We start from the raw sequence: 22196 nt of genomic DNA on the forward strand, positions 1-22196 counted from the left end.
AATATGAAGGGGGAGAAAGAAACTCAATGTCGTTCTGGCACTCCTGACAATCTGCGCTCTGACAGGGAGATATGTGAGAGAACAACTTGCGGTGCGCAAGTATGGGAAGAACCCAACAGTCTGTTGGTCGGATGAGGCTGATGGAGGGGTCAAATAACAGGGGAGAGCCACCCCTCGTTGTCAGGCGCTCTGCAGTCACCAGATTCCTTCTTTCGGTATCTACATGAGATGCAACAGCCTACCACGGGGAAATATGGACATCCCTAATCTGCCGGCTGGTCGGCACGCGGTTTACATTCATTCTGGCCAAAGAGGAAAAGGCACATGAAACGAATAGACCTGAAATCCAATCGCGGCATCTCCATCCTTGAAGTGCTCATTGCCATGGTGGTGCTCAGTTTATCCCTGCTCTTGCTGTTGAACATGGCGATGGTCGCCCTCGACGGCAACGACTGGTCGAACAAAACTTCGCTGGCCACCCAGCTTCTCCAGGAAAAACTGGAGCAGCTCCGTGTTGATCCTGATCCGGCCAGCGGAGTGGATACGGCCTCTGGTGTCACGCGCACCTGGACCGTCAGCACTGTCGCCTCGCATCTGCGTCGCGTTGATGTTGGCGTCACCTGGGAAGACGTCCGCCAGAAAACCAAGACAAACACGATGACGGCTTATATCAAAACCGAAGCGGAATAGGTAACTCGCCATGAAGAAGATGTTTGCAAAGCTCCGGGACCGACGTGGAATATCGTTAGTGGAAATGCTGATCGCGTTCGCCCTGACCGGTGTCGTAACTGCCTCGGTTTTGAAGGCGTACGTGACCCAGCACAAAAATTACATGGTCCAGGATGATATCACGCATATCCAGCAGAACGTCCGCGCATCGATTGATGAGCTGTCGCGTCAGTGCCGGATGGCGGGCTATGCCCTGCCGCTTGGTCTCCCGTCGATCGAGGCCGCCAATACCGATCCGGACACGATCACAATCGTCTATCACGACGATGGTTGCGACACGTATCTTGCTTCGGCGATGCCCCAGCCGTCCTCTGAATTAAAGTGCGCGACCGATGTCTCCTGCTTTTATGACGGACAGTGGGTCTACATCTTCGAGCCGGACTCCGGCGGTGGCGAGTTCTTCGAGATCACGCACGTGCAGCCGTCGTCGCAGCACCTGCAGCACAATACTATGACGTTATCGAAAGCGTACACCAAGGATGCGGTCATCCTTTCGCTGATGCGCATACAATTCTATATCGATCAAACCGATCCCGATCATCCGAACCTCATGATACGACTTCCCGGCAAAACCCCGCAGGTCTACGCCGAGAATATTTCCGACCTGCAGTTCCGTTATCGCCTTGAAGACGGAAACCTAGTGAATGTGCCGGTTGCAGTGGAGGATGTCCGCGAGATACTGATCTCGGTGACCGGGCGCTCCGCCAATCCGGATCCGGACAAACCGGAAGACGAGCAGTATCGGACTCGTACCTCGAGCACTTCGGTTGCGTTGCGCAACCTGGGAGTGTAAGCAGGTCAAATGGTGATCCGGCCTGCAAGCCCCGATATCGGCAGGTCAGGAGGTGCAAGAAATGAAGCAGAGTATGAACCGAACGAGATCGCATGGATTAAACGCGCGCGGCATTTCGCTGGTCGAAATGCTGATCGCGTTTGCCCTGACGGGAATCGTCACCAGCGCCGTACTCAAAGCCTACGTGACGCAGCATAAGAATTATATGACACAGGATGATATCACCCACATTCAGCAGAATGTCCGGGCATCGATCGATGAACTGGCACGGCAGTGCCGAATGGCCGGATATGCCATTCCGCTGGGACTGGAGGCGATCGAGGCCTCCAATACTAACCCCGATACGATCACGATCGTCTACCATGACGAAGGTTGCGATACGTATTTGTCGGAGACGATGGGTTCTGCTTCGGCCGAACTCAATTGCGCCACCGATGTCTCCTGCTTTTACGATGGTCAGTGGGTGTATATCTTCGAGCCGGATTCTGGCGGCGGCGAATTTGTGGAGATCTCATCGGTGCAAACCGCATCCAACGAATTGCAGCACAGCGGCTCGGTGCTCTCCAAGGCATATAGCGTCGATGCGATAGTGCTTTCGCTGATGCGCGTGCAATTCTATGTCGACAATAGCGATCTGGATCACCCGAACCTGATGCTCAAACTGCCGGGGAAAGCCCCCCAGGTATATGCTGAAAATATCTCTGATGTGCAGTTCAGATATCGACTGGAAGACGGAAGTGTAGTGGATGTCCCAGTGGCGGTCGAGGATGTGCGAGAGGTTCTCATTTCGGTGACTGGTCGCTCGGCCAATCCCGATCCGGATAAGGCCGATGACGAGCAGTATCGCACTCGAACATCGTCAACTTCGGTTGCCTTGCGCAACCTGGGCGTCTAGGCGCAAAAAGTCGCCGTGAAAAGCGTGAATTGGTCCTGACAGGAGGATATATGTTGATGGTACGAATTCAGTCGCAGCGAGGGATGGCCACCCTGATCGCCTTGATCATGGTCGGAATGCTCGCGCTTCTCGGCATCGCGGCGCTTTCGACGTCGGATGACGAAGTGATGGTGGCTGGTAATCAGCTCCATGAAACACAGGCATTCTATGCGGCAGAGTCGGGTCTTGACGTCGCCGCAGCTTCGATACAGCACCAATACGAGGAATCGGGCGGAAAACCGCCGGAAACCATGCCGGAGGGTGAAGAAGCGATCAATGGTTGCACCGTTGAATACACGACTACTCCCGATGGCGCCGCAAAAGCAGAAGTGCTTTCGACCGGCACCCTGAGCGGCCTGCATGCGCTGGTGCAATCCTATACCCTGCAGTCCACCGGCGCGAGCGATGACAACAGTTCGCAGGTGGCCTTGCAGCAGCAGTTCAAAGCGGCACTCGTGCCGATCTTCCAGTTCGCGGTCTTTTATGACCAGGACCTCGAGATCGCCCCGGGACCGGAAATGAACCTGTTGGGCCGTGTACACTCTAACGCTGACCTCTATATTCAGGCGGGTAACCGTCTCCGGATGGACAGCTATACCACCGCCGCCGGCCATGTCTACCATGGTCGAAAAGGACCGGGAAGCGTCGATGCCGGCGACGTATTGGTGAAGAACGGCGCTGGAGATTACGTCAGCATGAAGGAAGGTTCAGGCTGGCTGGATGCACACGATAGCCATTGGTATGATTCATCGATCGCCCGTTGGAATGGCCGTTTACAGGACGCCAGCCATGGACAGAAACCGATCGAACTACCGCTCGAAGGAACTGATGATCCGCACTCGATCATTGAACCGGCCGGCGGCTCGAATACCAACTCGTATGAACATAAGGCGAGCCTGAAGTTCATCAACAACCAGGCCTTTCAGTTGGATAACGGCGGAAACTGGGTTGACGTGACCGCCGATATGACCGCCAAGGGGATCATTACCTATAGCGCCGACAAATTCTATGATGGTCGCGAGGCCAAAAATGTCGACGTGACCGACTTGGATATGGATAAGTTGTATGATGAAGGGTACGCGCCGCGCAATGGCATCATCTACTTCTCCGATGATATCGCCGGCAGCAGTGAGTATCCCGCGCTCCGTCTGAAGAACGGTTCGGAGTTGGGTGATGAATTGACTATTGCCAGCGCCAATCCGGTCTATACGGTCGGCAATTACAATAGCACAAACAAGAAACCGGCTTCGATCATGACCGATGCGTTGACCTTTTTGTCGAGCGCGTGGGATGATGCAAAGGGTGCTTTGGCCAAGTCGAATCGCGTTGCCAATGCGACCACGGTCAATTGCTCGTACCTGACCGGTAACAAAACAACTACGTCAACCGTGTACAGTGGCGGTTTTGAGAACCTGCCGCGATTCCTGGAAACCTGGACAGGTAAAGTAATGACCTGGCGCGGTTCGGCCGTTTGTCTCTGGCCGGCTGAACAGGCGACAGGAAACTGGGGCGGTACTTACTACGATCCGCCGACTCGTAGCTGGTGGTATGATATGGATCTGGATGATCCGGCGAATCTCCCGCCGGGAACGCCGATGGCCCAGGTCTTCCAGCGACTCGGCTGGCAGCAGACTCATGCGATCATCGATGCGCAGAAGTTCCAAGAGGAATAACTGTATCAATGAAGAAGCCCCCGGCCATACGTCGGGGGCTTCTTTTGTGCGTGTTTCCGCTGAGGCTATTCAATTAATAGATCATACGGCATCCGGGCATACAAGTCGCCGTTCGCCGAACTGATCGCCTGCCCCGCCTGGCCGAGTGCATCGGTTGTGTCGCCACCGAAAACCGAGGCCACCATCCCCATGAATGATCGCGCAGGGAGTACAAACAGCGGCCGATTCTCCGGGTAGACTCTCACCCGATACTCTTTCAGCTCAAGGGTGGCCGCCAGGTAATCAAGCGACTGCTTGAGACCGCCCAATTGGTCGACCAATCCATTGCGCAAAGCTTCCCGCCCGGTCCAGACTTTTCCACGTCCCAGTTGATCCACCGAGTCGACCGAAAGATGCCGGCTGCTCGCGACCAACTCACAGAAATGACCGTAGAATGCTTCGATCTGGGAGTAGTATTTTTCACGTTCTTCGGCGCTGAACGGAGCGACCGTACTCAGCATTCCGGAGTATTTGCCGCGCAGATAGAGCTCTTTCCCCAGCGAGATCTTTTCGTAGAGATTACTTAGATCCAGTTTCCCGCCAAAGATCCCGATGGAACCGGTAACCGTTCCGGGAAGCGCGAACAACTTTCTGCCGGGCATGGCGAGATAATAGCCCCCGGATGCGGTGACATTGGCCATCGACACGACCATCGGTTTCTGATTGGCGGCCTTCTGCGACGTATGGTAGATGTCGTCGGAGGCAAGGGCAGAGCCGCCGGGGGAGTCGATGCGAAAGACTATTCCGGCAACATCCCGATCTCTTCGCGCCGCGGCAAAGGCTCTTCGGAACGGCGAAGGGGTGACACCTGTCGATGAGCTAAGGGGATTGCCATCGCCGTTATCCGCGGTGATTTCTCCCTGCGCCACAACGACCGCAAGCACGGGGTGACGATCCCAGCTATAGTTGATCAGCGTGTCGGCAACATATTGCGCGAAGGGGACAGCCCTGGACTTACCAATGCAACTGTCGAGATCATCCCGATAGCAGAGCCCATCCACCAATCCGAAGGTTCGGGCATCGGCGGAAGTAAATGGGCCGTTGTCGACAATGCGCTTTACTGAATCGGCGGTGAGTCCGCGCGATGTGGCGATGTCGCTCACAAACTGATCATATAACTCGTCCAGCAGTCGATTGACCTGCGCGCGGTTCTGCTCAGAGGATGCCGTTTGGGTCCAGGGCTCAACCGCCGACTTGTAGTCGCCGATCCTGACCATGTCAACCTTGACCCCCAGCTTCTCAAGCGTCCCCGCATAAAAAGTCAATTCAGCCCGAAGTCCCACCAAATTGAGTTGGCTGACCGGGGGAATGAAGATCGAGTCGGCGGCGGATGCTATATAGTAAGTCAGGTTACTTGGGTCAGTCAGATAGCAGATCAACCGCTTTCCGCGAGACCGGAAATAGTCAAAAGCATTGCGGAGTTCCTGCGCCCGGGCAAAGCCCGGTGAACCCTCGTGAAGAGTGACGACCATTTCATTGATAGACCGGTCATCTGCCGCACGGTAGATGCTGGTCAATATCTCGGTGAATGAGAGTCGCTTTCTCCCAAAAACCGGTTTTGGCGGATTCTCCGGCTGGCTTCCACCGAGTCCGGCCACCAGTCGACGCCCGCGCACATTGGTTATCGATGGCTGACTTTGTTCGGTGAACCCGACAAATGAAGTAGTGCCGCGGTGCTTGCTGTTGCGGTCAAAGCCGGAACGATTCCCCAGGAAACTCTTGTCGAAATTAACGCGGAACCCGACCTCAAAATTCCGATCGGAATCGAGTGAGCCATTGATGAAAAGTCCCCGGATGGGACTGTATTCGGCATGGTAGAGCCAATCGGCATTGGAAAAACGAGTCTGCGTGGAAAGAAACGCGTCCGCCGAGAGAGTCAGCTTATCACCGAACGGTCGATAGGCCGCCGATAGCTGCATCTCGATCTCTGTCCGCTCGCCAGCAATTTTGCCTCGGTTCAAATTGGAGAAAACGGCGCCAAATGCGTATGGACCGACTCCCTGGGTCACCAGACCGGCATTCCAGAAGTGGCGATTGTCATAAAGCGCCGGGCCGTCACTGAAATATCGGTAAGAGAAACCAACCGCGGAACCAGAGCCGACCGGGAGGCCTGCGGCGAAGACCCATTCTTTGAAATCGCCGGTTGGGTTATCGATCTTGCGCCAGGCCAGCGCCAGTTGCTGAGCCGTCATCACCCAACCCCAGTCGCTGGCGAATTTCCCATCGTAATAGTCGGCCATCGCCTGCGAGGTGGTCGCATTAAACCTGCCGAGCGCGGCGGGATTAGCCCAGGCGGCCTCAGCCCCGAAGACGGTCGAAGCCGGTTGAAAATAGAACACATCGCCGGGGATCGGGATCCGTTCCATCCCCTGCGCCGCCAATGATGAGACGGTGATCAAACAGATACTGAACAGGTATCGCAAAAGGCGCATCCTCATTCTCCTTTGGTGCCGCGAACGAATATGTTCCCTTTGCCGCGGATTGTCCCGCTGATCTCCGCTTTCCCCTGCCCCGAATGGAGATTCAACCGATTCCGCTCCACCAGATCTGTCTTAAACGGGAAATGCGTCGCTTCGATCATGCCATCCTCATCCACTTTCAACGACATATATGCGGAGATCGTGTCAGGGACGGTGATCTCAATATCCTCGTACTGATTGCTAATGACCAACTGGGCATCGACCAGTTCCGAGATCTCGAGAATGATCGGGCCGGAACTACTGCGAATGTAATTGCTGTTGCCGGTCGGGACGTATTCGGAGATATCGGTTCTCCCAAAGCTGTTTCTGACGTTAAGCCCGCCATGGATCCGCTGGATCTTGATCTCGCCCCCTTCGTTGCGGAAACGGGCCTGCCCTTTCGTGCTTTCGATATCCCGCGCGATGATCGATGAATTGCTGGTGGCGACCGAAATATCGCCGGTCAGGTCGGAGACATTAACTCGCCGATTGGCGGTGCTGATGTCGGTCAGTTCGGTGATGCGGGAAGCATCGACACCTCCGAGCGAGGAACTGATCACCAGCCCGCGAATAGGGCCGACGGCAGTGACATCAAACTGCTGCGCCTCGATCTCGACACTGCATTCCGGCGGAACGGCAAGAGTTGCCTCGACAATTCCTGCCTCGGTTTCGGGATCCCAGGGTGCGGGATTTGGTGCCCGAAGTTCCAGACGGGTTTCATCCGCTACCGTCGTGAGGCTGACCGTGATCAGGTCAATGTAGTCGGTGGCGGTATTGCTTTTCATCGTCCTGGCCTGCTTGGTAAACGTCAGTTTGATCTGACGTCCGGGAGCGGAGGTGATGCTCAGTTTACCGCTCAGGTTGACCGCCGATCTGATCACCAGTCGATTCTGCGATCCCAGTTGGACGGTGTTGGTAATCTCCTTGGTCGTAAACAGGCCATGCTCGCGGAGATGGATCTCTTGTCCAAGTGCCGGGAGAGTCAGGCCGATCACAGCCAGTATCGTCAGGTAACTTCGTTTCATCTTCAGTACTCTATTCCGAAAGGTTGTACAACTCATGCATCAGGATGGAGCCGGCGACGGCGGCATTCAGCGATTCGACAGCGGTGGCGTGAGCGATTCGCATGCGCGCGTCCGCATTTTCCAGTAGCTCAGGCGACAGACCATCCGCCTCCGAACCGACTGCCAGCATCAATCCGCGCCCCTTGGTTAGCTTTCGGACACTGGCCATGTCGGCAAGACCATGAATATCGGTCGCCAGCAGGCAGATCCGGTGGCGAATCGCCAGAGCCAGCAATTCATCGATCCCGGCCTCGGCAATTGACAGCCCGAAAATAGAACCGGCGGATGCCCGGACGACTTTGGGAGAAAAAGGGTCGGCCGATCTCCCGGTGAGGATCACCAACTCAAATCCGAACGCCTTGGCCGAGCGAAGTAGGGTTCCGAGATTCCCGGGATCACTGATATTCTCGCACAGTAATACTCTACGGGCAGTCGGACGGTAAAGTTCAGCCAGACCGGAGTCGGGGAGAGGAAAGGTCGCCAGGATCCCCTGCGTCTCCTCGGTATCGGCGATCGAGTCCATCTGGCGCAGATGGAGCGATTCCATGCGAATTCCGAGCTTCTGGAAGCGGTCGACCAATGACCGACCGCGCTCAGAGAGCGCCGCCTCGGAGAAACAGACCATCTCGGGGCGGACCGAATGGCGCACCGCCTCCTCGAGCAGCCGTACTCCTTCGGCCAGGAACTTTTTTCTAAGCTTTCGTCCTTTTTTGGTCTGTAGAGATTGTATATCTTTGAGTTCTGTTTTGGTAAGTGGCACTGCGGTATCCTGTGTGTTATAGAAACAAACAACCGAAAACCAATCTTCGTTGGCAAGTGAAAACTGGCCTTCTGATAATAGCTTATCTGGTCTGTGCGACAGTCCTGGCGACTGCTTCACCGGACACCCTGCGCATTGGGGGACTTCGGGGGCTGAATCCTGCGGATAGCCAGACCAAATACCCGATTCTTCTGGCCCTTTCCGGCGGAGGGGCGCGCGGATTATCGTCGATCGGTGTCCTGAAGGCGTTCGAAGAGCGGGGGATCACGGTTGCGGCGGTCACCGGAACCTCGATCGGCGGGATTGTCGGTGGTTTGTACGCCTGTGGACATTCCCCGAAAGAGCTGGAAAAGATAGCCCAGACGCTGGATTTCAACACCTTTTTCGCGAATGCACCGTTACGGTCGAGCATGTTCCTGTCGCAACGTCAGGAACGGGACCGCCACCTGCTGTCGGTCCGATTCGACGGCTGGCGCCCTCATATTCCCCAAGGACTGACCGCCGGACAGCGGTTGACCTCGCTTTTGTCGAATTTGACCAGCCGGGCTATCTACCGCGCCAATGGCGATTTCAGCAAACTCCCGATCCCCTTCAAAACCATTACGACCGACATCGTTAATGGCCGTATGGAGATTATGGACAAAGGCTCTCTCGCGGATGCCATGCGGGCGACCATGGCTTTCCCCCTGGCTTTTACCGGTTTGGAGAAGGATGGGATGATCCTGATGGATGGCGGCATGGTAGCGCCTATCCCGGTTGAGCTGGTTTCGCAGATGTGCGACTCAGTCACTGTGGTGGTGGCGGTAAATACCACCAGCCCACTAGTCGGGCGTGATCAGCTCCTGACCCCCGTTGATATCGCCAACCAGGTGACAACCATCATGACGGCCGACCAGTTGAATGCGCAACTGGCGAAGGCGGATATCGTCATCACGCCGCCTATCGAGCAATACACTTCGGTGGATTTCCTGCGTAAGGATGAGATCATAGAGGCCGGCTATCAGGCCGGAAAGATCGCCGCTGACAGCATTGTAGCCCTGGTGACTGGACGCCAGAAGCATTTCTACTACCGGATCGCCGTAGTCGATGTCTCCTCGCCGGACAGCTTGCTAGTCGAAGGGTGCCGGACGGCGTTGATCGGGCAGTCGTTTACCCGCGCGGAATTGGTGCATCGTCTGAAATGGCTGGCCACTACCTATCATCTCTTTGAACTGACGGCCGTAACCGAACCGGCGATGGTGGCCGAAGGATTCGGCAACGAAACTGTCCAGGAATATCGGATAAGATTGGAACCTCACCGGAATCTGCCGAGCCAGTCGACCAGTATCTCAATCGATGGAAACTATTCCTTTTCCGATTCTACATTAATTGCCGAACTCTATCTCCCGGAGGACTCGATCACCGCCGTATCGCTTCGTGCCGGACTTGACTCGATCCTGGAGAAGTACTACACCATCGGTTACGATATGGCATATATCAACAGCGCCGAGGTTGATTTCGCGAATAACACGATCCTGATCGATGTAGATGAAGCGATCGTCCGACGGATCGATGTCGACCAGAATGAGCGTTCGCGCGACTGGATGATCCGCTCCTATTTCCCGTTGGAGGTCGGCCAGCCCTACTCCACGAAATCGGCCTCGAGTGGGCTGACGCAGATCTATAGTACCGATCTGTTCGACCGAGTGTCGATCGTCCCGCTCTCGCAGGACAGCGGTGCCGTAGTGAAGATCTCAGTCGATGAAAAGAAGTACAAGCAACTCCGGCTCGGCTGGCACTGGGATGACGAGTACCAATCCGAGGAGTTTGTGGAGATTCTCGATGACAACGTGATGGGGATCGGGATGGAGTACCTGTTGCACGCACAATACGGGCGCGAACGGCAACTCTATTTCGGCGAACTAAAAGTGAATCGGATCTTCCGCACCTATCTCACCAGCCAGATCAGTCTGTATCATGACCGGATCGATCGTGCGACCTTTGATCTTGATCAACGAGAGACCGGCAAGCGGGGAGAATACAGAACCGGGGGATCGATCCGCCTGGGACAGCACATTTCGCGCTTGGGGACTGTGACCGGCGGATTTGCGGTGGAAGAGGTCGAAATTGAAGATATTCAGACCGGCTCCAGCGGGACCTTTGGACTGAGGTTGCTCACCCTCGAGTCGCATGTGGAGAATTTCGATCGCTGGCCATTCCCCACCAGCGGCAAAAAGCATTGGCTGGAAGTTCAGACGGCCGGAGAGTATCTGGGCGGGGATGTTGAGTTCACCCGGTTATTTTCGTCGATCGAATCATACTTCCAGATCGGTGAACGACTGAATTACCATCCGCGCTTGTCGATCGGTCTCTCGCGCTCGGGCCTGCCTTCCTCTGAGCAGTTTTATGCCGGGGGATTACACTCCTTCGCCGGATTCCGCACCCACCAGTTGTCCGGAGACAAACTCTTCCTTTTGAACAATGAACTTCGACTGAAACTGCCGCTCTGGCTTTATCTATCGGTTCGTTATGATATGGGAGAGGTGTATACATCGGCCGATCAGATCAAACTGCGCAATCTGCGCCATGGATTCGGGATGTCCCTGGCGTTGGATTCGCCCATCGGTCCGGTCGAATTCGGCTATGGCACGGCTGATGAAGATAATGATCGCTGGTATTTTGGCGCAGGGCTGACGTTCTAGAGTCCGTTCGGATCTTCGCTCTCTTTTGTCTTCAAAGACCCCAGACGAAAAACGAGAGTCGCTGCAAACGCCCCTTCAAAAGTATCTCCGGCCTCGCCTGCTCGCATCGCGAGATTGAGCGCCATTTTCTTGCTCAGGCTGATATCCAGATGCTGAAGATACCCAAGCTGGTCGTATGGCAAAGCCGAGACGGCACTGAAGACTCTTACCTTACCTCCGATTGGAAAACCAAGACCGAGATCCACATGTCCGCCGCCCGCGATGACCGGACTGTTCTCGTCTAAACTCCCCATAAAATACAAACCTCTCAGGCTACCCAGGCGAAGGTGGAACGATGGTCCAACCCGTTGGTTGTCCCAATCGGAATCGTACTCGAAACGGTAGGGAACATGATTGATGAGAAATCCGAAGCCGAATCCAACGTATCGCGTCTCGATCGCGAACCGTGGTCCGAAATACCAGCGATCTGCATGTGCACCAGAGTAGGTCGGATTCAGATCCGCAAAGCGCGCTGTGGAGCGGAAATAACCAAACTGCGCGCCATAGATAGCGTCACTTCGCTCACTCAGTTTGGTTCGTCCATATCCCGTGACAGCAAAATCGGTGAACTGATTTGACTCTTGCTGCCGTATCCCGCCATCGCACGAACGGACAATAGATGCGGCCTGGCCGTAGCCCCCGCCAACGCCGATCTCAAACTGCGATGAATCCGGATAGTCAGGATAGTAACCGAAGGGGAGGACGAGTAATAGGGCAAAGCAACAGAGGCGCGGCAGACGTACTGCCAACAGGTTCAGAATTCTTTTCAGATGCTTCATGTGACTTTCTCCCGACAGCCGGAACGGTTGTCTTTATGCAAAGTGGCGAAAAGAGGACGGAGATGTCAACGGAAATCTGTGAAATGAAAAGAGACCCGCAACCGGGTCTCTTTGTACCTTAGATCGAATTGTCTGAACCGCTTACTGCTCGACAACTGGCAGGTCGCGCTCGATCGGCGTGTCCTGGCGAAGACCAAGCACATAGTCGGCCTGCATCAGGGTATGAATCTCGCGGGTCCCCTCGTAAATCGAGGCGCCCTTCGAGTTGCGATAAAAGCGTTCGACCGGGTATTCATCGGAGAAGCCGTACGCACCAAAGACCTGAACGGCATTAGCGGCCGATGCTTCCGCCTCGCGGCAGGCGATCCACTTCGCCATCGAGGTTGCTTTCGTCGAGCGAACTCCCTGATTCTTGAGCCAGCCGGCTTTCATCCAAAGGTAAGTGCTGTATTCATAGCCGGCTTCCATATTGGCGATCATCTGTTTGACCAACTGGTGAGTGGCGATCTCCTGAGTGAAGGTCTTGCGCTCGTGGGAATATTTGATGGAAGCATCGCGGCAGGCGCGGATTAGACCGCAAGAACCGGCGGCGACAGTGTAACGCCCCTGGTCAAGACAGAACATGGCGATCTTGAACCCGGAACCTTCTTTGTGTACCAGATTCTCGGCGGGGACTTTGACATCCTGGAAAGCGAGCCATCCGGTATTACCGGCGCGCACGCCCAGTTTCCCATGGATCGAGCCTGTGCTGACACCGGCGAAGGCGCGTTCGACGATGAAGCAGGAGATGCCGGAGTGATCGCGATTCCGCTTTTTCTCCAGATCAGTCCAGGCAAACACAAAAAAGTAATCGGCAACATCGGCAAGCGAGATCCACATCTTCTCACCATTGAGAACGTAGTGGTCCCCCTGCCTGACGGCGGTGGTCTGAATCCCGACGACATCGGATCCGGCAGCCGGTTCGGTCAGGCCGAACGTCGCCATCTTGTCCCCCTTGGCGGCGGGAACGAGATATTTCTGCTTTTGAGCTTCGCTCCCCCAGGTGAGGAGTGGGAGCGAGAAAAGGCCGATATGGACCGAGAGAATGACTCGTGCTGAAGTGTCCCCGTATTCCATTTCTTCAGAGGCGAGACCGAGTGAGATATAGTCCATGCCGAGGCCGCCGTACTGCTCCGGAATACAGAACCCGAGCAGGTTGGCTTTACGCATGGCCGGAAGAAGGTCCGGGTTGAGCTTCTGGGCGCGGTCGTATTCCTGGATACTGGGGAGAATAACGCGCGCGGCAACATCGCGAGCCATGTCGCGGACGGCTAACTGGTTGTCGGTGAAGCTAAAATCAATCATGTTGGTCTATCTGCTCCTTATCTGGACTCCCGAAAGTGCGGCAATATATACATAGTAGTAGTCATAATGTCAATTGGGCCGATTTGGTTGCCGGAACCGCTCAAAAAAACGGGTCGAATCCGCATTCTGTTGCCCCGCTAAACTGATTTCGCTATATTCCTGCGCCTTATAGGGAAGGAAACATTTGTGAGTGACCCGACATCGGCCAAAGCCGACTTGATTCCATATACCGAAGAATATTCTCCGCTGGTCCGTTCATGGATAGAATCCGAAGAAACTTTGTTTTTTGTCTGCCGGGGAAAGGAATTTCCTCCGCCGGATGACCTGGTGGAGTCCTGGCAGCGGGCGGATGTCTCTTCGTATCTGCTCTCAGCGGACCGCCACCCGGTCGCTTATGGCGAACTCTGGGCGCGCCCGAATGAACGGGCCGTGGAGATCGCTCATCTGCTGGTCGACCCGTACCGTCGAACGAACGGCTACGGCACCAAGATGCTGCATCTATTGTATGAACGGGCGGCTGAGCGGAAGGGGATAGTCAAAGTAGTGCTCAATCTGTATAGTGAGAATCCGATCGCGTTGGGATGTTATCTCAAGGCGGGGTTTGAACTGACCGGCGCGGCGACGCATACGATGGGTCTCAAGCTGGTGCGCGTAGTGCGATAATTGTCAATCAATGTTCTGACATAGAAAAGGACCTGCAATGGCGGACTACAAAAATCTGATGGTGAACATGCGCGGCAAAGTGATGATCATCACGATCAGCCGCGAACGGGCGCTTAATGCGCTGAACCGCGAAACGATCAATGAACTTCAGCAGCTTTTCTCCTACCACTGGTCGGATGATGCAGTTGGCGCAGTGATCATCACCGGCGCCGGCGAAAAGGCGTTTGTGGCCGGAGCCGATATTCCGGAACTGGCGGATCTCGATGTTCGCTCCGGGTCTGATCTCTCTGCGCGCGGTCAGTACCTGATGAAGACTATCCAGAATTTCCCGAAACCGGTGATCGCCGCGGTCAACGGCTTCGCTCTGGGCGGCGGACTTGAACTGGCGATGGCTTGCGATATCCGGCTGGCCTCAGAGAAAGCGAAACTGGGATTGCCGGAGACCGGACTCGGGTTGATCCCCGGCTACGGCGGCACGCAGCGTCTGGCCAGACTGGTTGGCCGCGGACATGCGATGAAAATGATCTTCACCGGTGAGCCGATCGTGGCCGCTGAAGCACTGCGAATCGGCCTGGTGGAAGAAGTCTGCGCTCCGGAGATGTTGATGGAGCGGGCGATCAACATGGCTGAGTTGATCTGCACCAAGGGTCCGTTGGCAGTGGTCGCGGCAAAAGAGTGCATCAACCGCGGGCTCGATGTCAACCTGACCGCCGGATGCGATCTGGAGAAGGCGAATTTCGGCGCCATGTGCGGAACCGGCGACAAAAACGAAGGTGTCGAGGCGTTCCAGGAGAAGCGGAAACCGGAATTCTCGGGTCACTGATGGTCGGGCAGACGAGGACGTCTGCCGCGCAAGGAACTTGATGATACGAATCGTGCGGACAGATTCTTCAGATACGCAGTTCAGAGAATTGGTGATGCTCCTCGACCAGGATCTTGCGATCCGTGATGGCGAGGAGCATTCCTTTTATGCCACCTACAACAAGATCGACGCGATCCAGCATGTTGTGGTCGCGTATGATGCTGAGCAGGCAGTCGGGTGCGGGGCAATCAAGCGATACGACGAACAGATAGTTGAGATCAAGCGGATGTTTGTGCGGCCCGAATGCCGGGGGAGAGGGATCGCCGGTGAGGTTCTGAAAGAGCTGGAGAGATGGGGGAGTGAACTCGGCTTCTCCGCGGCAATCCTCGAAACCGGTAAAAAGCAGCCTGAGGCGATCCGTCTCTATCAGAAAAGCGGCTATATGCTGATCCCGAATTTTGGTCAGTATGAGGGAGTGGAGAACAGCGTCTGCATGAAGAAAACATTGGGGAAATAGGTCGATGCCGATAACAAGCAAAGAGTCAGCGAGAGAGACATTTATGGGGGGATTCAATTGCGCTCAGTCAGTCTGTTCGACATTCGCCGAGCAGCTCGGACTGGAGCGCAAGGTGACGCTCAAAATGGCGGGGGCCTTTGGCGGAGGGATGGCCGGCACAGCCTCGACCTGCGGCGCCGTGACCGGCGGACTGATGGTGATCGGCCTCAAGTACGGCAAGTGCGAACCTGACGATGATGACGCCAAACAGCGATGCACCGAAAAGGCGCAGATGTTTCTTTCGCGATTCACGGCGAAACATGGGGCGCTGACCTGCCGCGAACTTCTGGGGTGCGATATCAGCACGCCGGAGGGGAGAGAGTATCAGACGGAGAATCAACTGAAAGAGAAAAAGTGTGTTGGGTTCGTGACGGACGCGGTGGGGATATTGGAAGAGATATTGTAAGCTTCGCGGATAGAAGGTGTACAGAGGCAGGGCGAGTGTCCTGCCTTCTTTGTTTCCCCTCCGAGCAAACCGTGAGATACCAGAAGGTTAGCCGTACGTCGCCTACCCCCGCAATTCCCTTGAATGTCCGAGCAATTTGTCCTACTTTACCGGACTAAATTGACCTAACCGTTGGAATAGAAAAAGATGAAACAACCTCTCGATCCCGCCGCCAACTATGAACGGACCAAAGCGGTGGTCGGATATATCCCGCGCAAAGATGCCACCCGCGAAACCTATGCTTCGCTCGGCTTCAAATCCGGACTCGAAATTCACCAGCAACTTCTGACCAAGTCAAAACTGTTCTGCCGCTGCCCCGCCGGGCGCTACCAGAACGGCAAAGATTACGATGCCGAGGTTATCCGGCATATGCGTCCAACGCTGTCGGAACTTGGCGAATACGACGGCACCGCGCTGATGGAATTTAAGACAAAAAAAGAGATAACGTACCGTATCAAATACGAGACCGCCTGTACATACGAAGTCGATGACACCCCTCCGTTCCTGGCCGATCGCGAGGCGCTCGAAAATGCGACACAGATCGCCTTGATGCTGAAGATGAATATTGTCGGCGAGCTGCATATCACGCGCAAGCAGTATCTCGATGGGTCCATCCCGACCGGCTTCCAGCGAACCGGTATTGTGGCGATCGAGGGATCGATCCCGCTTCGCGAAAAGACCGTGCGGTTGATCCAACTTTCGATCGAAGAAGACTCCTGCCGCGAGGTCTCCGATATCGGCCACCAGCGGATCTACACGACTGACCGGCTCGGCATGCCGTTGATCGAAACAGTCACCTATCCCGACATGCTGACTCCCGACGAAGTCGCCGAGGCGGCGCAGTATCTCAGATTTGTGGCGCGGTCTTCTGGTAAAGTGCGCACCGGGATCGGCGCGGCGCGAGAGGATGTTAATGTCTCGGTTCGTGGCGGAACGCGAGTTGAGATCAAAGGAGTCGCGCATATCAAGTGGATTCCGCGACTGGTGCACATCGAGGCGTTCCGGCAGTCATCGCTGCTTCGGATCAAAGAAGAACTGAACGAACGGATCGCCGACAAAGCGAACTGGGGAGTGAGTTGGAAAGATATCGACTCTGATCTTCTGAATACCGATTTCTTCCCGCTCCGTCAGGCACGCATGATCCGGAGCCGGATAGTTGCGATCAATCTCCCGAAATTCGAGGGGATCCTCTCGCACTTCACGCAGCCGGGCAAAAGTTTCGCCAACGAACTGGCTGACCGCCTCAAAGTGATCGCCGGTCTCGAAAAACCGAATATGGCGCACACCGAGGATCACAAACCGGTGATTCGTCAGAAAGACTGGGAGACGATCCGCCAGATCGTGCGCGGCGAAGATGGCGATGCCCAGATAATCGTTTGGGGGCCGAGCGAAGATATCATCACCGCGATCGACACGATCCAGGAGCGGTGCCGCCTCGCGATGGATGGCGTACCGAACGAAACCCGCAAAGGGCTGGATGACGGCACCACGCTCTTCGAGCGAGTGCTCCCCGGACCGGATAGAATGTATCCCGACACCGACTCGGCGCCGATTTCGGTCGATGATGATTTTATCGAGAAAATCCGTCAGCGGATGCCGGTCGATGTGCATGCCCGCATGGAGCAGTTGCGCGAGTGGCGCGTCCCACCGGATACCTGGAATTATCTTTTGAAACGGAATCTAGTCGGGCTGGTGGAGAAGATCGTCACCGACCTGAATCAGGACCCGATCTTTGTCGCCTCGCTTCTGGCGCACAAGCTGAAAAATGTCGAGGGGAAAGTTGCCTCGCAGGATGGCTTCAGTTACGCCAAAGTTTACGACCTGTTTGTTTTCGGCAAACAGCGCGGACTGTTCGACGAGATCCTCAAGCCGATGGTCGCGGTGATGTATGAACATCCGAATATGGATTTCGAATCTATCCTCGTGACGCTCGATTTCAAGCCGCAAACGATGGAACAGCTCAAGAGCAACATTCCGCTGCTCAAGCAGAAATTCCGCGAGATCAAAACATCAACCGACCCCGGCGCCGAAGGGCGCTGGATCATGGCGAACCTTCGAAAGCGCGCCTACGGCAATGTCTGCATGGAAGAGTTGCAGAAGCTGGTCGAAAACGAGGTGAACCATGGCTGATCTGTTCAAAGGATACAAAGGTCGGGCACTCGCCGTCCTGCAAGAGTGGAAAGCTCGCGTCTGGGGGGATGTCCAGGTTGCAACCACCCGCGGAGATTTCCGCGGCATTCTGCTTCCACGCTCCGAAAACGATGATGATCGCCATATCGTGCTCAAACTGGCGACCGGCTACAATGTCGGGATCGCGGTTGAGACGATCCTCGATATGAAAGAGCTGGGCTACAAAGAGGCGCATTATAAGATCCCGGAAAAGCAATTCCCGGTGACCAAGGGGAAGCCGCATGTCAAATTGCTTGGAACAGGTGGGACGATCGCCTCGCGTCTGGACTACCGGACCGGCGCGGTGATCCCGGCTTTCTCGCCGGGTGAGTTGTACGGCGCGGTACCGGAACTTGCGGATATCTGCAATCTCTCCACTGAAAAGCTATTTGCGGTCTTTTCGGAGAATATGGGGCCGGAGCAGTACAAAACGCTCGCGATCTCGATTGGCCGCGAAATCGAAAAGGGGATCGACGGAATCGTCATCGGGCACGGAACTGACACGATGCACCACACTGCCGCGGCGCTCGCCTTCATGGTGCAGAACTCGCCGGTGCCGATCGTGATGGTCGGCTCACAGCGATCCTCGGATCGACCTTCCTCGGATGCCGCCCTCAATTTGCAGCATGCAACCAAAACGGCGGCCGAGTCGGATATCGCCGAAGTGATGGTCTGTATGTTCGGGCCGACCTCAGATGAGTACGGGCTGCTGCATCGCGGAACTCGCGTGCGCAAGATGCACTCATCGTATCGGAGCACATTCCGGACGATCGGCGAAATTCCACTCGCGATGGTTGATACCAAAAAGATCACGCCGATCAAGACGGATTACAATCGCCGTCGCAAAGATCGCAATGTGACGATCCATCCGTATTTTGAAGAAAAGATCGGCCTGGTCTATTATTACCCCAACATGGCGCCGGATATTATCGACTCACTGGTGGACAACGGCTATCGCGGGATCATTATCGCCGGAACCGGGCTTGGGCATATCAACAAGCCGGTCTATCCGGCGATCGAACGGGCGCGCGACAAGGGAGTCGCGGTGTACATGACGGTGCAGACTCTCTGGGGGTATGTCCATATGTTCGTCTACGACACCGGCCGCGATCTGATGGCGAAAGGAATCATCCCGCTGGCGAATATGTTGCCGGAGGTCGCGTATATCAAACTCGGCTGGGCGATGGGGCAGACCGATGATCTGGCGCGTGTGAAAGAGCTGATGTTGACTCCTATCGCGGGAGAGATCACCGACCGCGAACCATACAACGGGTATCTGGTCTTCCAGGGGGGCGTGCCCGAGGTGGAGGAGTGGCTGAAGAGGATACACAAATAGGGGAAGGATAGGAGCTATGTCTGGTGAGACAGAGAGCACTACCACATTTTCTCCATTCATTTACGATTGTCGCAAAAGCATAGGAGTATTTGACGAGACTCTGAAGTACATCGAGTCCACAGGATTAAATGAAAGAATCAGGCGGGCGGGATGGGTACTTCAGAATGCAGGCGGCATGGTGCCGCAGCACGCGGAAAGTCTTTGGTCGGGACACTTCTTCCCGTATGTAGAAGCCACCGATGAATTGGCAGTTTCGCTCAATTTGGCTCTTTTCGGATTCTACAAGCAGTCTATGGTGTCCTTGAGAGCTGGATTGGAACTCGGTCTACTATCTGTATACTGGAATCTCAATGATGACGGCCATATAGCCGTCAAGTCTTGGCTGCGCTCAAACGAAGAGACTCCTCGACTTGGTGATATCTGGAGGAAGTTTGAAAGTCACCCAAACTTCGCGTTTGTCCAATCGAAATATGATTTGAGAAAGAGACTCCTGGATTTGGGAACGTTGAGCAACTACGTTCATTCGAAGGGATATCGATATTCGAATCGGTTTGGGTTGAAATTCAAGCCGAACTTTCAGATTTTTTCAGACGACGCCTTTAAAAAGTGGCTGAGTCAATTTGAAGAAGTTGTTAGAGTCATTGTCATACTTCACCTAATCAAATATCCGCTTGGCGCATTCAGGTATGACTACTATAGCAAGTTTGGGATCGAAGAACCGTGGATTGGCATTCTTGACGAAGCGTTTGTCGATCAAATTGAGTCCTTCATTGAGCCAGAGATCTTCCAAATTGTCGAGGAACTAGTGCGGATTGATCTGTACGCAAAAGGTGTCGTAGCATTTGTCGAGGGACTTCCGGACTTATCTGAAGATGAACTTGAGAAAAAAATGGTGGACTTCGACAAGTCATTGATTCGATCGAGCGGCTGGAACAACTGGATCAAATTGCAGAATCAAACAGTAAGTATCTTAAGCGATCCTGCTCCGAGGCTCGCTCGAATCGAACTACTACGAGTTTGGGCCGAAGAGAATGGTCTACTAAAAGAATAGGCCAGCAGCCCGCCATTCATGGTGGGTCTGACACCTCAAGTCGGGTCCACGGGGACGTCTGCCTGTCAGAGCAAGAGTCGTAAGTCGATTCTGACTTCGGACTCGTTCTATATTTGTACCCGTTGCTGCCAGTTTGTGACTCTTGACATTTGCTGAAATTGTTGCTAAAATAGGGGCAGTTGGGGAAAGTAGTCCATAATGACTTTCATAGATATAGCGTCACTTATCGGCACATTTTGCACTCTAATCGGATTAGTGGTAGCTATTTGGCAACTCAAGAAGACAAGAGACAGTGTAGATGCGGCCCGCAAAGCGTCCGAGGAAACTCGCAAGCAACTGCAATCGCGACTTTGGATAACCGATGCAACCGCTCTCATCCAATTTATCGAAGCGGCCAGAGAATTGATTCATCATGATGAATTGAGAGCGGCGCTAATTAGGATTCGAGATGTCAAAGTCGCGCTTGTACGGGTTATTAACGGATTTGGATTGGATGAGCAGATAAAACAGGGGATAGATAAGACAATCGACGATCTCACGAAGATTGAAGTTGAGGTGGAAAAGGCAGTGATATCGAGTCTCCCAGCCGATAAGCTCCGGATCTCAAAAATGCTCTCGGTTGCTTCGGCTGCATTAAGTGCGGCGGTCGGCAAGGACCTTTACAAGACTCAGAGTGGAGATTAGGCTATGATAGACCCAGAGAGAATTCGTGGAATCTTTGAAAAGATCCTCCAAAGATCTGATTCGAAGTCCATTGTTTGGGAACCGACAGGTACTACCTTTGAAGGGGATTCCGACATTTTTGAGGCGAAATTCGAAGGCTATCACCTCAGACTTGATTCGGATAGCCTATCCATAACTGACCAATCTGGAAGACCTCTTGCATACTTGCGATTTACAGGTGGTAGACCATCCGAACCTAATATCCCTGCCCTTTACGAGCAGTTACGATCGTACCTACAAGATTAGTGAGCAATTAGATGAACTCGAAAGATTGCTGGGCGATTCCTCGAAGCACTCAACACCATTGGAGCCTCCAAAACAAGTCAAGAGGGAAGATGATGACTTGCCCTTTTGAATCAAAGTCTTGATTCTAAAATCCTTGGTGTGCCGTGCCGATCATAATAGGTTCGGCCGTTCATGGCGCACGCGGGGACGTCTGCCGCGCATATTGCATTATCCCACCCGAGGGGTGGGTCACAGGGGTTGTCGATTTTCTTGAATTTCTCACCACTCAATTGGTATATTCCGATAATCGACAGATAGGGAGATATCAATGGAACTCGACACACAACAAGTGATTCGCGAACAGTTATCAGCGGGCGAGCGACTTCTCTGGTCCGGGCGACCCAAGCAGGGGATTTTCTTTCGCAGCAGTGATTTCTTCATGATCCCATTCTCGCTTTTCTGGACTGGAATGATGGTCTTTGTGGTGATGAGCTCGCGGAAAGCAGGCACAGCATTCCCATTTGCGGGAATGGACATGCTCTTTCTCGCTATGGGGCTCTATATGCTTGTTGGACGTTTCTTCGTCGATAAGGCCCAGCGCACCAAGACCTACTACGGACTGACTGAGCAGCGGGCGATCATCGTGTCAGGAATCTTTAGGCGTTCTGTGAAAAGTCTCAATTTGCGTAGTGTGAGTGATGCGACTCTGACTGAAAATGGGAGGGAAGGGACTATCACGTTTGGGCCAACCAATCAAATGGCGGCGTGGGCACAAGGGATGCCCTGGCCCGGAATGAGTCAGAATCAGGTTCCGATGTTCGAGCGAATCGAAAATGCGAAGTCTGTGTATGAGATGATCCGAAAAGCACAGGCGGGGGATAGATAAAGACGGGCAGACGAGGACATCTGCCGCGCACAATTCATGAACCCAC

Annotated in this window: 19 protein-coding genes; 14 read left to right on the top strand and 5 right to left on the bottom strand. The window is 54.5% G+C overall.

The window, feature by feature from the left end; translation table 11 throughout:
* The first annotated feature begins 324 nt into the window (after window positions 1–324).
* The 4 genes from IPH75_10230 (at window position 325) to IPH75_10245 (ending at window position 4129) form a co-directional block, all read left to right on the top strand.
* Window positions 325–690, top strand: a complete 366-nt coding sequence (locus tag IPH75_10230; protein MBK7142445.1) for a prepilin-type N-terminal cleavage/methylation domain-containing protein — start codon at window positions 325–327, stop codon at window positions 688–690.
* 10 nt (window positions 691–700) lie between these two features.
* Window positions 701–1522: a prepilin-type N-terminal cleavage/methylation domain-containing protein gene (locus IPH75_10235; GenBank protein ID MBK7142446.1), complete on the top strand. Its 822-nt coding sequence runs from the start codon at window positions 701–703 to the stop codon at window positions 1520–1522.
* 73 nt (window positions 1523–1595) lie between these two features.
* A complete protein-coding gene (locus IPH75_10240; protein ID MBK7142447.1) occupies window positions 1596–2417 on the top strand; it encodes a prepilin-type N-terminal cleavage/methylation domain-containing protein in 822 nt (273 codons plus the stop codon).
* A 50-nt stretch (window positions 2418–2467) separates the two neighbouring features.
* Window positions 2468–4129 (top strand): hypothetical protein, encoded by a 1662-nt coding sequence (locus IPH75_10245; protein MBK7142448.1) that lies wholly within the window; start codon window positions 2468–2470, stop codon window positions 4127–4129.
* A 65-nt stretch (window positions 4130–4194) separates the two neighbouring features.
* Here the strand turns inward: IPH75_10245 and IPH75_10250 are convergent, their stop codons facing one another.
* From IPH75_10250 to IPH75_10260, 3 genes are read right to left on the bottom strand one after another with little or no spacing between them, the layout of a single operon-like run.
* On the bottom strand, window positions 4195–6600 hold the full coding sequence (locus IPH75_10250; GenBank protein ID MBK7142449.1) for a S49 family peptidase: 2406 nt from the start codon (window positions 6598–6600) through the stop codon (window positions 4195–4197).
* Between the two features lie 2 nt (window positions 6601–6602).
* Entirely contained in the window at window positions 6603–7652 is a 1050-nt protein-coding gene (locus tag IPH75_10255; protein ID MBK7142450.1) for a hypothetical protein, read from the bottom strand.
* A 10-nt stretch (window positions 7653–7662) separates the two neighbouring features.
* Window positions 7663–8451, bottom strand: a complete 789-nt coding sequence (locus IPH75_10260) for an RNA methyltransferase (GenBank protein MBK7142451.1) — start codon at window positions 8449–8451, stop codon at window positions 7663–7665.
* A gap of 56 nt (window positions 8452–8507) precedes the next feature.
* Between IPH75_10260 and IPH75_10265 the strand changes: the two genes are divergently transcribed.
* Window positions 8508–11132 carry a patatin-like phospholipase family protein gene (locus IPH75_10265; protein MBK7142452.1) on the top strand — a complete coding sequence of 875 codons (2625 nt, stop codon included), beginning with the start codon at window positions 8508–8510 and terminating at the stop codon, window positions 11130–11132.
* On the opposite strand, the gene IPH75_10270 is transcribed toward IPH75_10265, so the two are convergent.
* Together IPH75_10270 and IPH75_10275 are read right to left on the bottom strand one after the other, a co-directional pair.
* Window positions 11129–11950 (bottom strand): hypothetical protein, encoded by an 822-nt coding sequence (locus IPH75_10270; GenBank protein ID MBK7142453.1) that lies wholly within the window; start codon window positions 11948–11950, stop codon window positions 11129–11131. The genes IPH75_10265 and IPH75_10270 overlap by 4 nt on opposite strands.
* Before the next feature lie 141 nt (window positions 11951–12091).
* Window positions 12092–13294, bottom strand: coding sequence for an acyl-CoA dehydrogenase family protein (locus IPH75_10275; GenBank protein ID MBK7142454.1), 1203 nt, complete (start codon window positions 13292–13294; stop codon window positions 12092–12094).
* Window positions 13295–13480: 186 nt separating this feature from the next.
* Between IPH75_10275 and IPH75_10280 the strand changes: the two genes are divergently transcribed.
* The 9 genes from IPH75_10280 (at window position 13481) to IPH75_10320 (ending at window position 22150) form a co-directional block, all read left to right on the top strand.
* Complete coding sequence (locus tag IPH75_10280; GenBank protein MBK7142455.1) at window positions 13481–13957, top strand: GNAT family N-acetyltransferase; 477 nt, start codon at window positions 13481–13483, stop codon at window positions 13955–13957.
* 37 nt (window positions 13958–13994) lie between these two features.
* The gene (locus tag IPH75_10285; GenBank protein MBK7142456.1) at window positions 13995–14780 is read left to right on the top strand and encodes an enoyl-CoA hydratase/isomerase family protein; all 786 of its coding nucleotides are present in this window, start codon (window positions 13995–13997) and stop codon (window positions 14778–14780) included.
* Window positions 14781–14820: 40 nt separating this feature from the next.
* A complete protein-coding gene (locus IPH75_10290; GenBank protein ID MBK7142457.1) occupies window positions 14821–15276 on the top strand; it encodes a GNAT family N-acetyltransferase in 456 nt (151 codons plus the stop codon).
* A 4-nt stretch (window positions 15277–15280) separates the two neighbouring features.
* Complete coding sequence (locus IPH75_10295; protein ID MBK7142458.1) at window positions 15281–15721, top strand: C_GCAxxG_C_C family protein; 441 nt, start codon at window positions 15281–15283, stop codon at window positions 15719–15721.
* Window positions 15722–15907: 186 nt separating this feature from the next.
* The gene (gene gatE, locus IPH75_10300; GenBank protein MBK7142459.1) at window positions 15908–17890 is read left to right on the top strand and encodes a Glu-tRNA(Gln) amidotransferase subunit GatE; all 1983 of its coding nucleotides are present in this window, start codon (window positions 15908–15910) and stop codon (window positions 17888–17890) included.
* Complete coding sequence (gene gatD, locus IPH75_10305) at window positions 17883–19265, top strand: Glu-tRNA(Gln) amidotransferase subunit GatD (protein ID MBK7142460.1); 1383 nt, start codon at window positions 17883–17885, stop codon at window positions 19263–19265. The genes gatE and gatD overlap by 8 nt, the downstream gene beginning before the upstream one ends.
* A gap of 16 nt (window positions 19266–19281) precedes the next feature.
* Window positions 19282–20316 carry a hypothetical protein gene (locus tag IPH75_10310; GenBank protein MBK7142461.1) on the top strand — a complete coding sequence of 345 codons (1035 nt, stop codon included), beginning with the start codon at window positions 19282–19284 and terminating at the stop codon, window positions 20314–20316.
* A 198-nt stretch (window positions 20317–20514) separates the two neighbouring features.
* Window positions 20515–21000 (top strand): hypothetical protein, encoded by a 486-nt coding sequence (locus IPH75_10315; protein ID MBK7142462.1) that lies wholly within the window; start codon window positions 20515–20517, stop codon window positions 20998–21000.
* Window positions 21001–21592: 592 nt separating this feature from the next.
* Window positions 21593–22150, top strand: coding sequence for a hypothetical protein (locus IPH75_10320; GenBank protein ID MBK7142463.1), 558 nt, complete (start codon window positions 21593–21595; stop codon window positions 22148–22150).
* Window positions 22151–22196 lie beyond the last annotated feature (46 nt).

The sequence above is a fragment of the bacterium genome (assembly GCA_016708025.1).
In the GTDB taxonomy this organism is placed as follows: Bacteria; Zixibacteria; MSB-5A5; order GN15; family FEB-12; genus FEB-12.

Bases quoted from the DNA above. Each gene is read 5' to 3' on its own strand.
- IPH75_10270 (MBK7142453.1), bottom strand. From the start codon at position 11,950: ATGAAGCATCTGAAAAGAATTCTGAACCTGTTGGCAGTACGTCTGCCG.
- IPH75_10285 (MBK7142456.1), top strand. From the start codon at position 13,995: ATGGCGGACTACAAAAATCTGATGGTGAACATGCGCGGCAAAGTGATG.
- gatE (MBK7142459.1), top strand. From the start codon at position 15,908: ATGAAACAACCTCTCGATCCCGCCGCCAACTATGAACGGACCAAAGCG.
- IPH75_10230 (MBK7142445.1), top strand. From the start codon at position 325: ATGAAACGAATAGACCTGAAATCCAATCGCGGCATCTCCATCCTTGAA.
- IPH75_10240 (MBK7142447.1), top strand. From the start codon at position 1,596: ATGAACCGAACGAGATCGCATGGATTAAACGCGCGCGGCATTTCGCTG.
- IPH75_10235 (MBK7142446.1), top strand. From the start codon at position 701: ATGAAGAAGATGTTTGCAAAGCTCCGGGACCGACGTGGAATATCGTTA.
- gatD (MBK7142460.1), top strand. From the start codon at position 17,883: ATGGCTGATCTGTTCAAAGGATACAAAGGTCGGGCACTCGCCGTCCTG.
- IPH75_10295 (MBK7142458.1), top strand. From the start codon at position 15,281: ATGCCGATAACAAGCAAAGAGTCAGCGAGAGAGACATTTATGGGGGGA.
- IPH75_10245 (MBK7142448.1), top strand. From the start codon at position 2,468: ATGTTGATGGTACGAATTCAGTCGCAGCGAGGGATGGCCACCCTGATC.
- IPH75_10275 (MBK7142454.1), bottom strand. From the start codon at position 13,294: ATGATTGATTTTAGCTTCACCGACAACCAGTTAGCCGTCCGCGACATG.
- IPH75_10250 (MBK7142449.1), bottom strand. From the start codon at position 6,600: ATGCGCCTTTTGCGATACCTGTTCAGTATCTGTTTGATCACCGTCTCA.
- IPH75_10290 (MBK7142457.1), top strand. From the start codon at position 14,821: ATGATACGAATCGTGCGGACAGATTCTTCAGATACGCAGTTCAGAGAA.
- IPH75_10255 (MBK7142450.1), bottom strand. From the start codon at position 7,652: ATGAAACGAAGTTACCTGACGATACTGGCTGTGATCGGCCTGACTCTC.
- IPH75_10320 (MBK7142463.1), top strand. From the start codon at position 21,593: ATGGAACTCGACACACAACAAGTGATTCGCGAACAGTTATCAGCGGGC.
- IPH75_10310 (MBK7142461.1), top strand. From the start codon at position 19,282: ATGTCTGGTGAGACAGAGAGCACTACCACATTTTCTCCATTCATTTAC.
- IPH75_10315 (MBK7142462.1), top strand. From the start codon at position 20,515: ATGACTTTCATAGATATAGCGTCACTTATCGGCACATTTTGCACTCTA.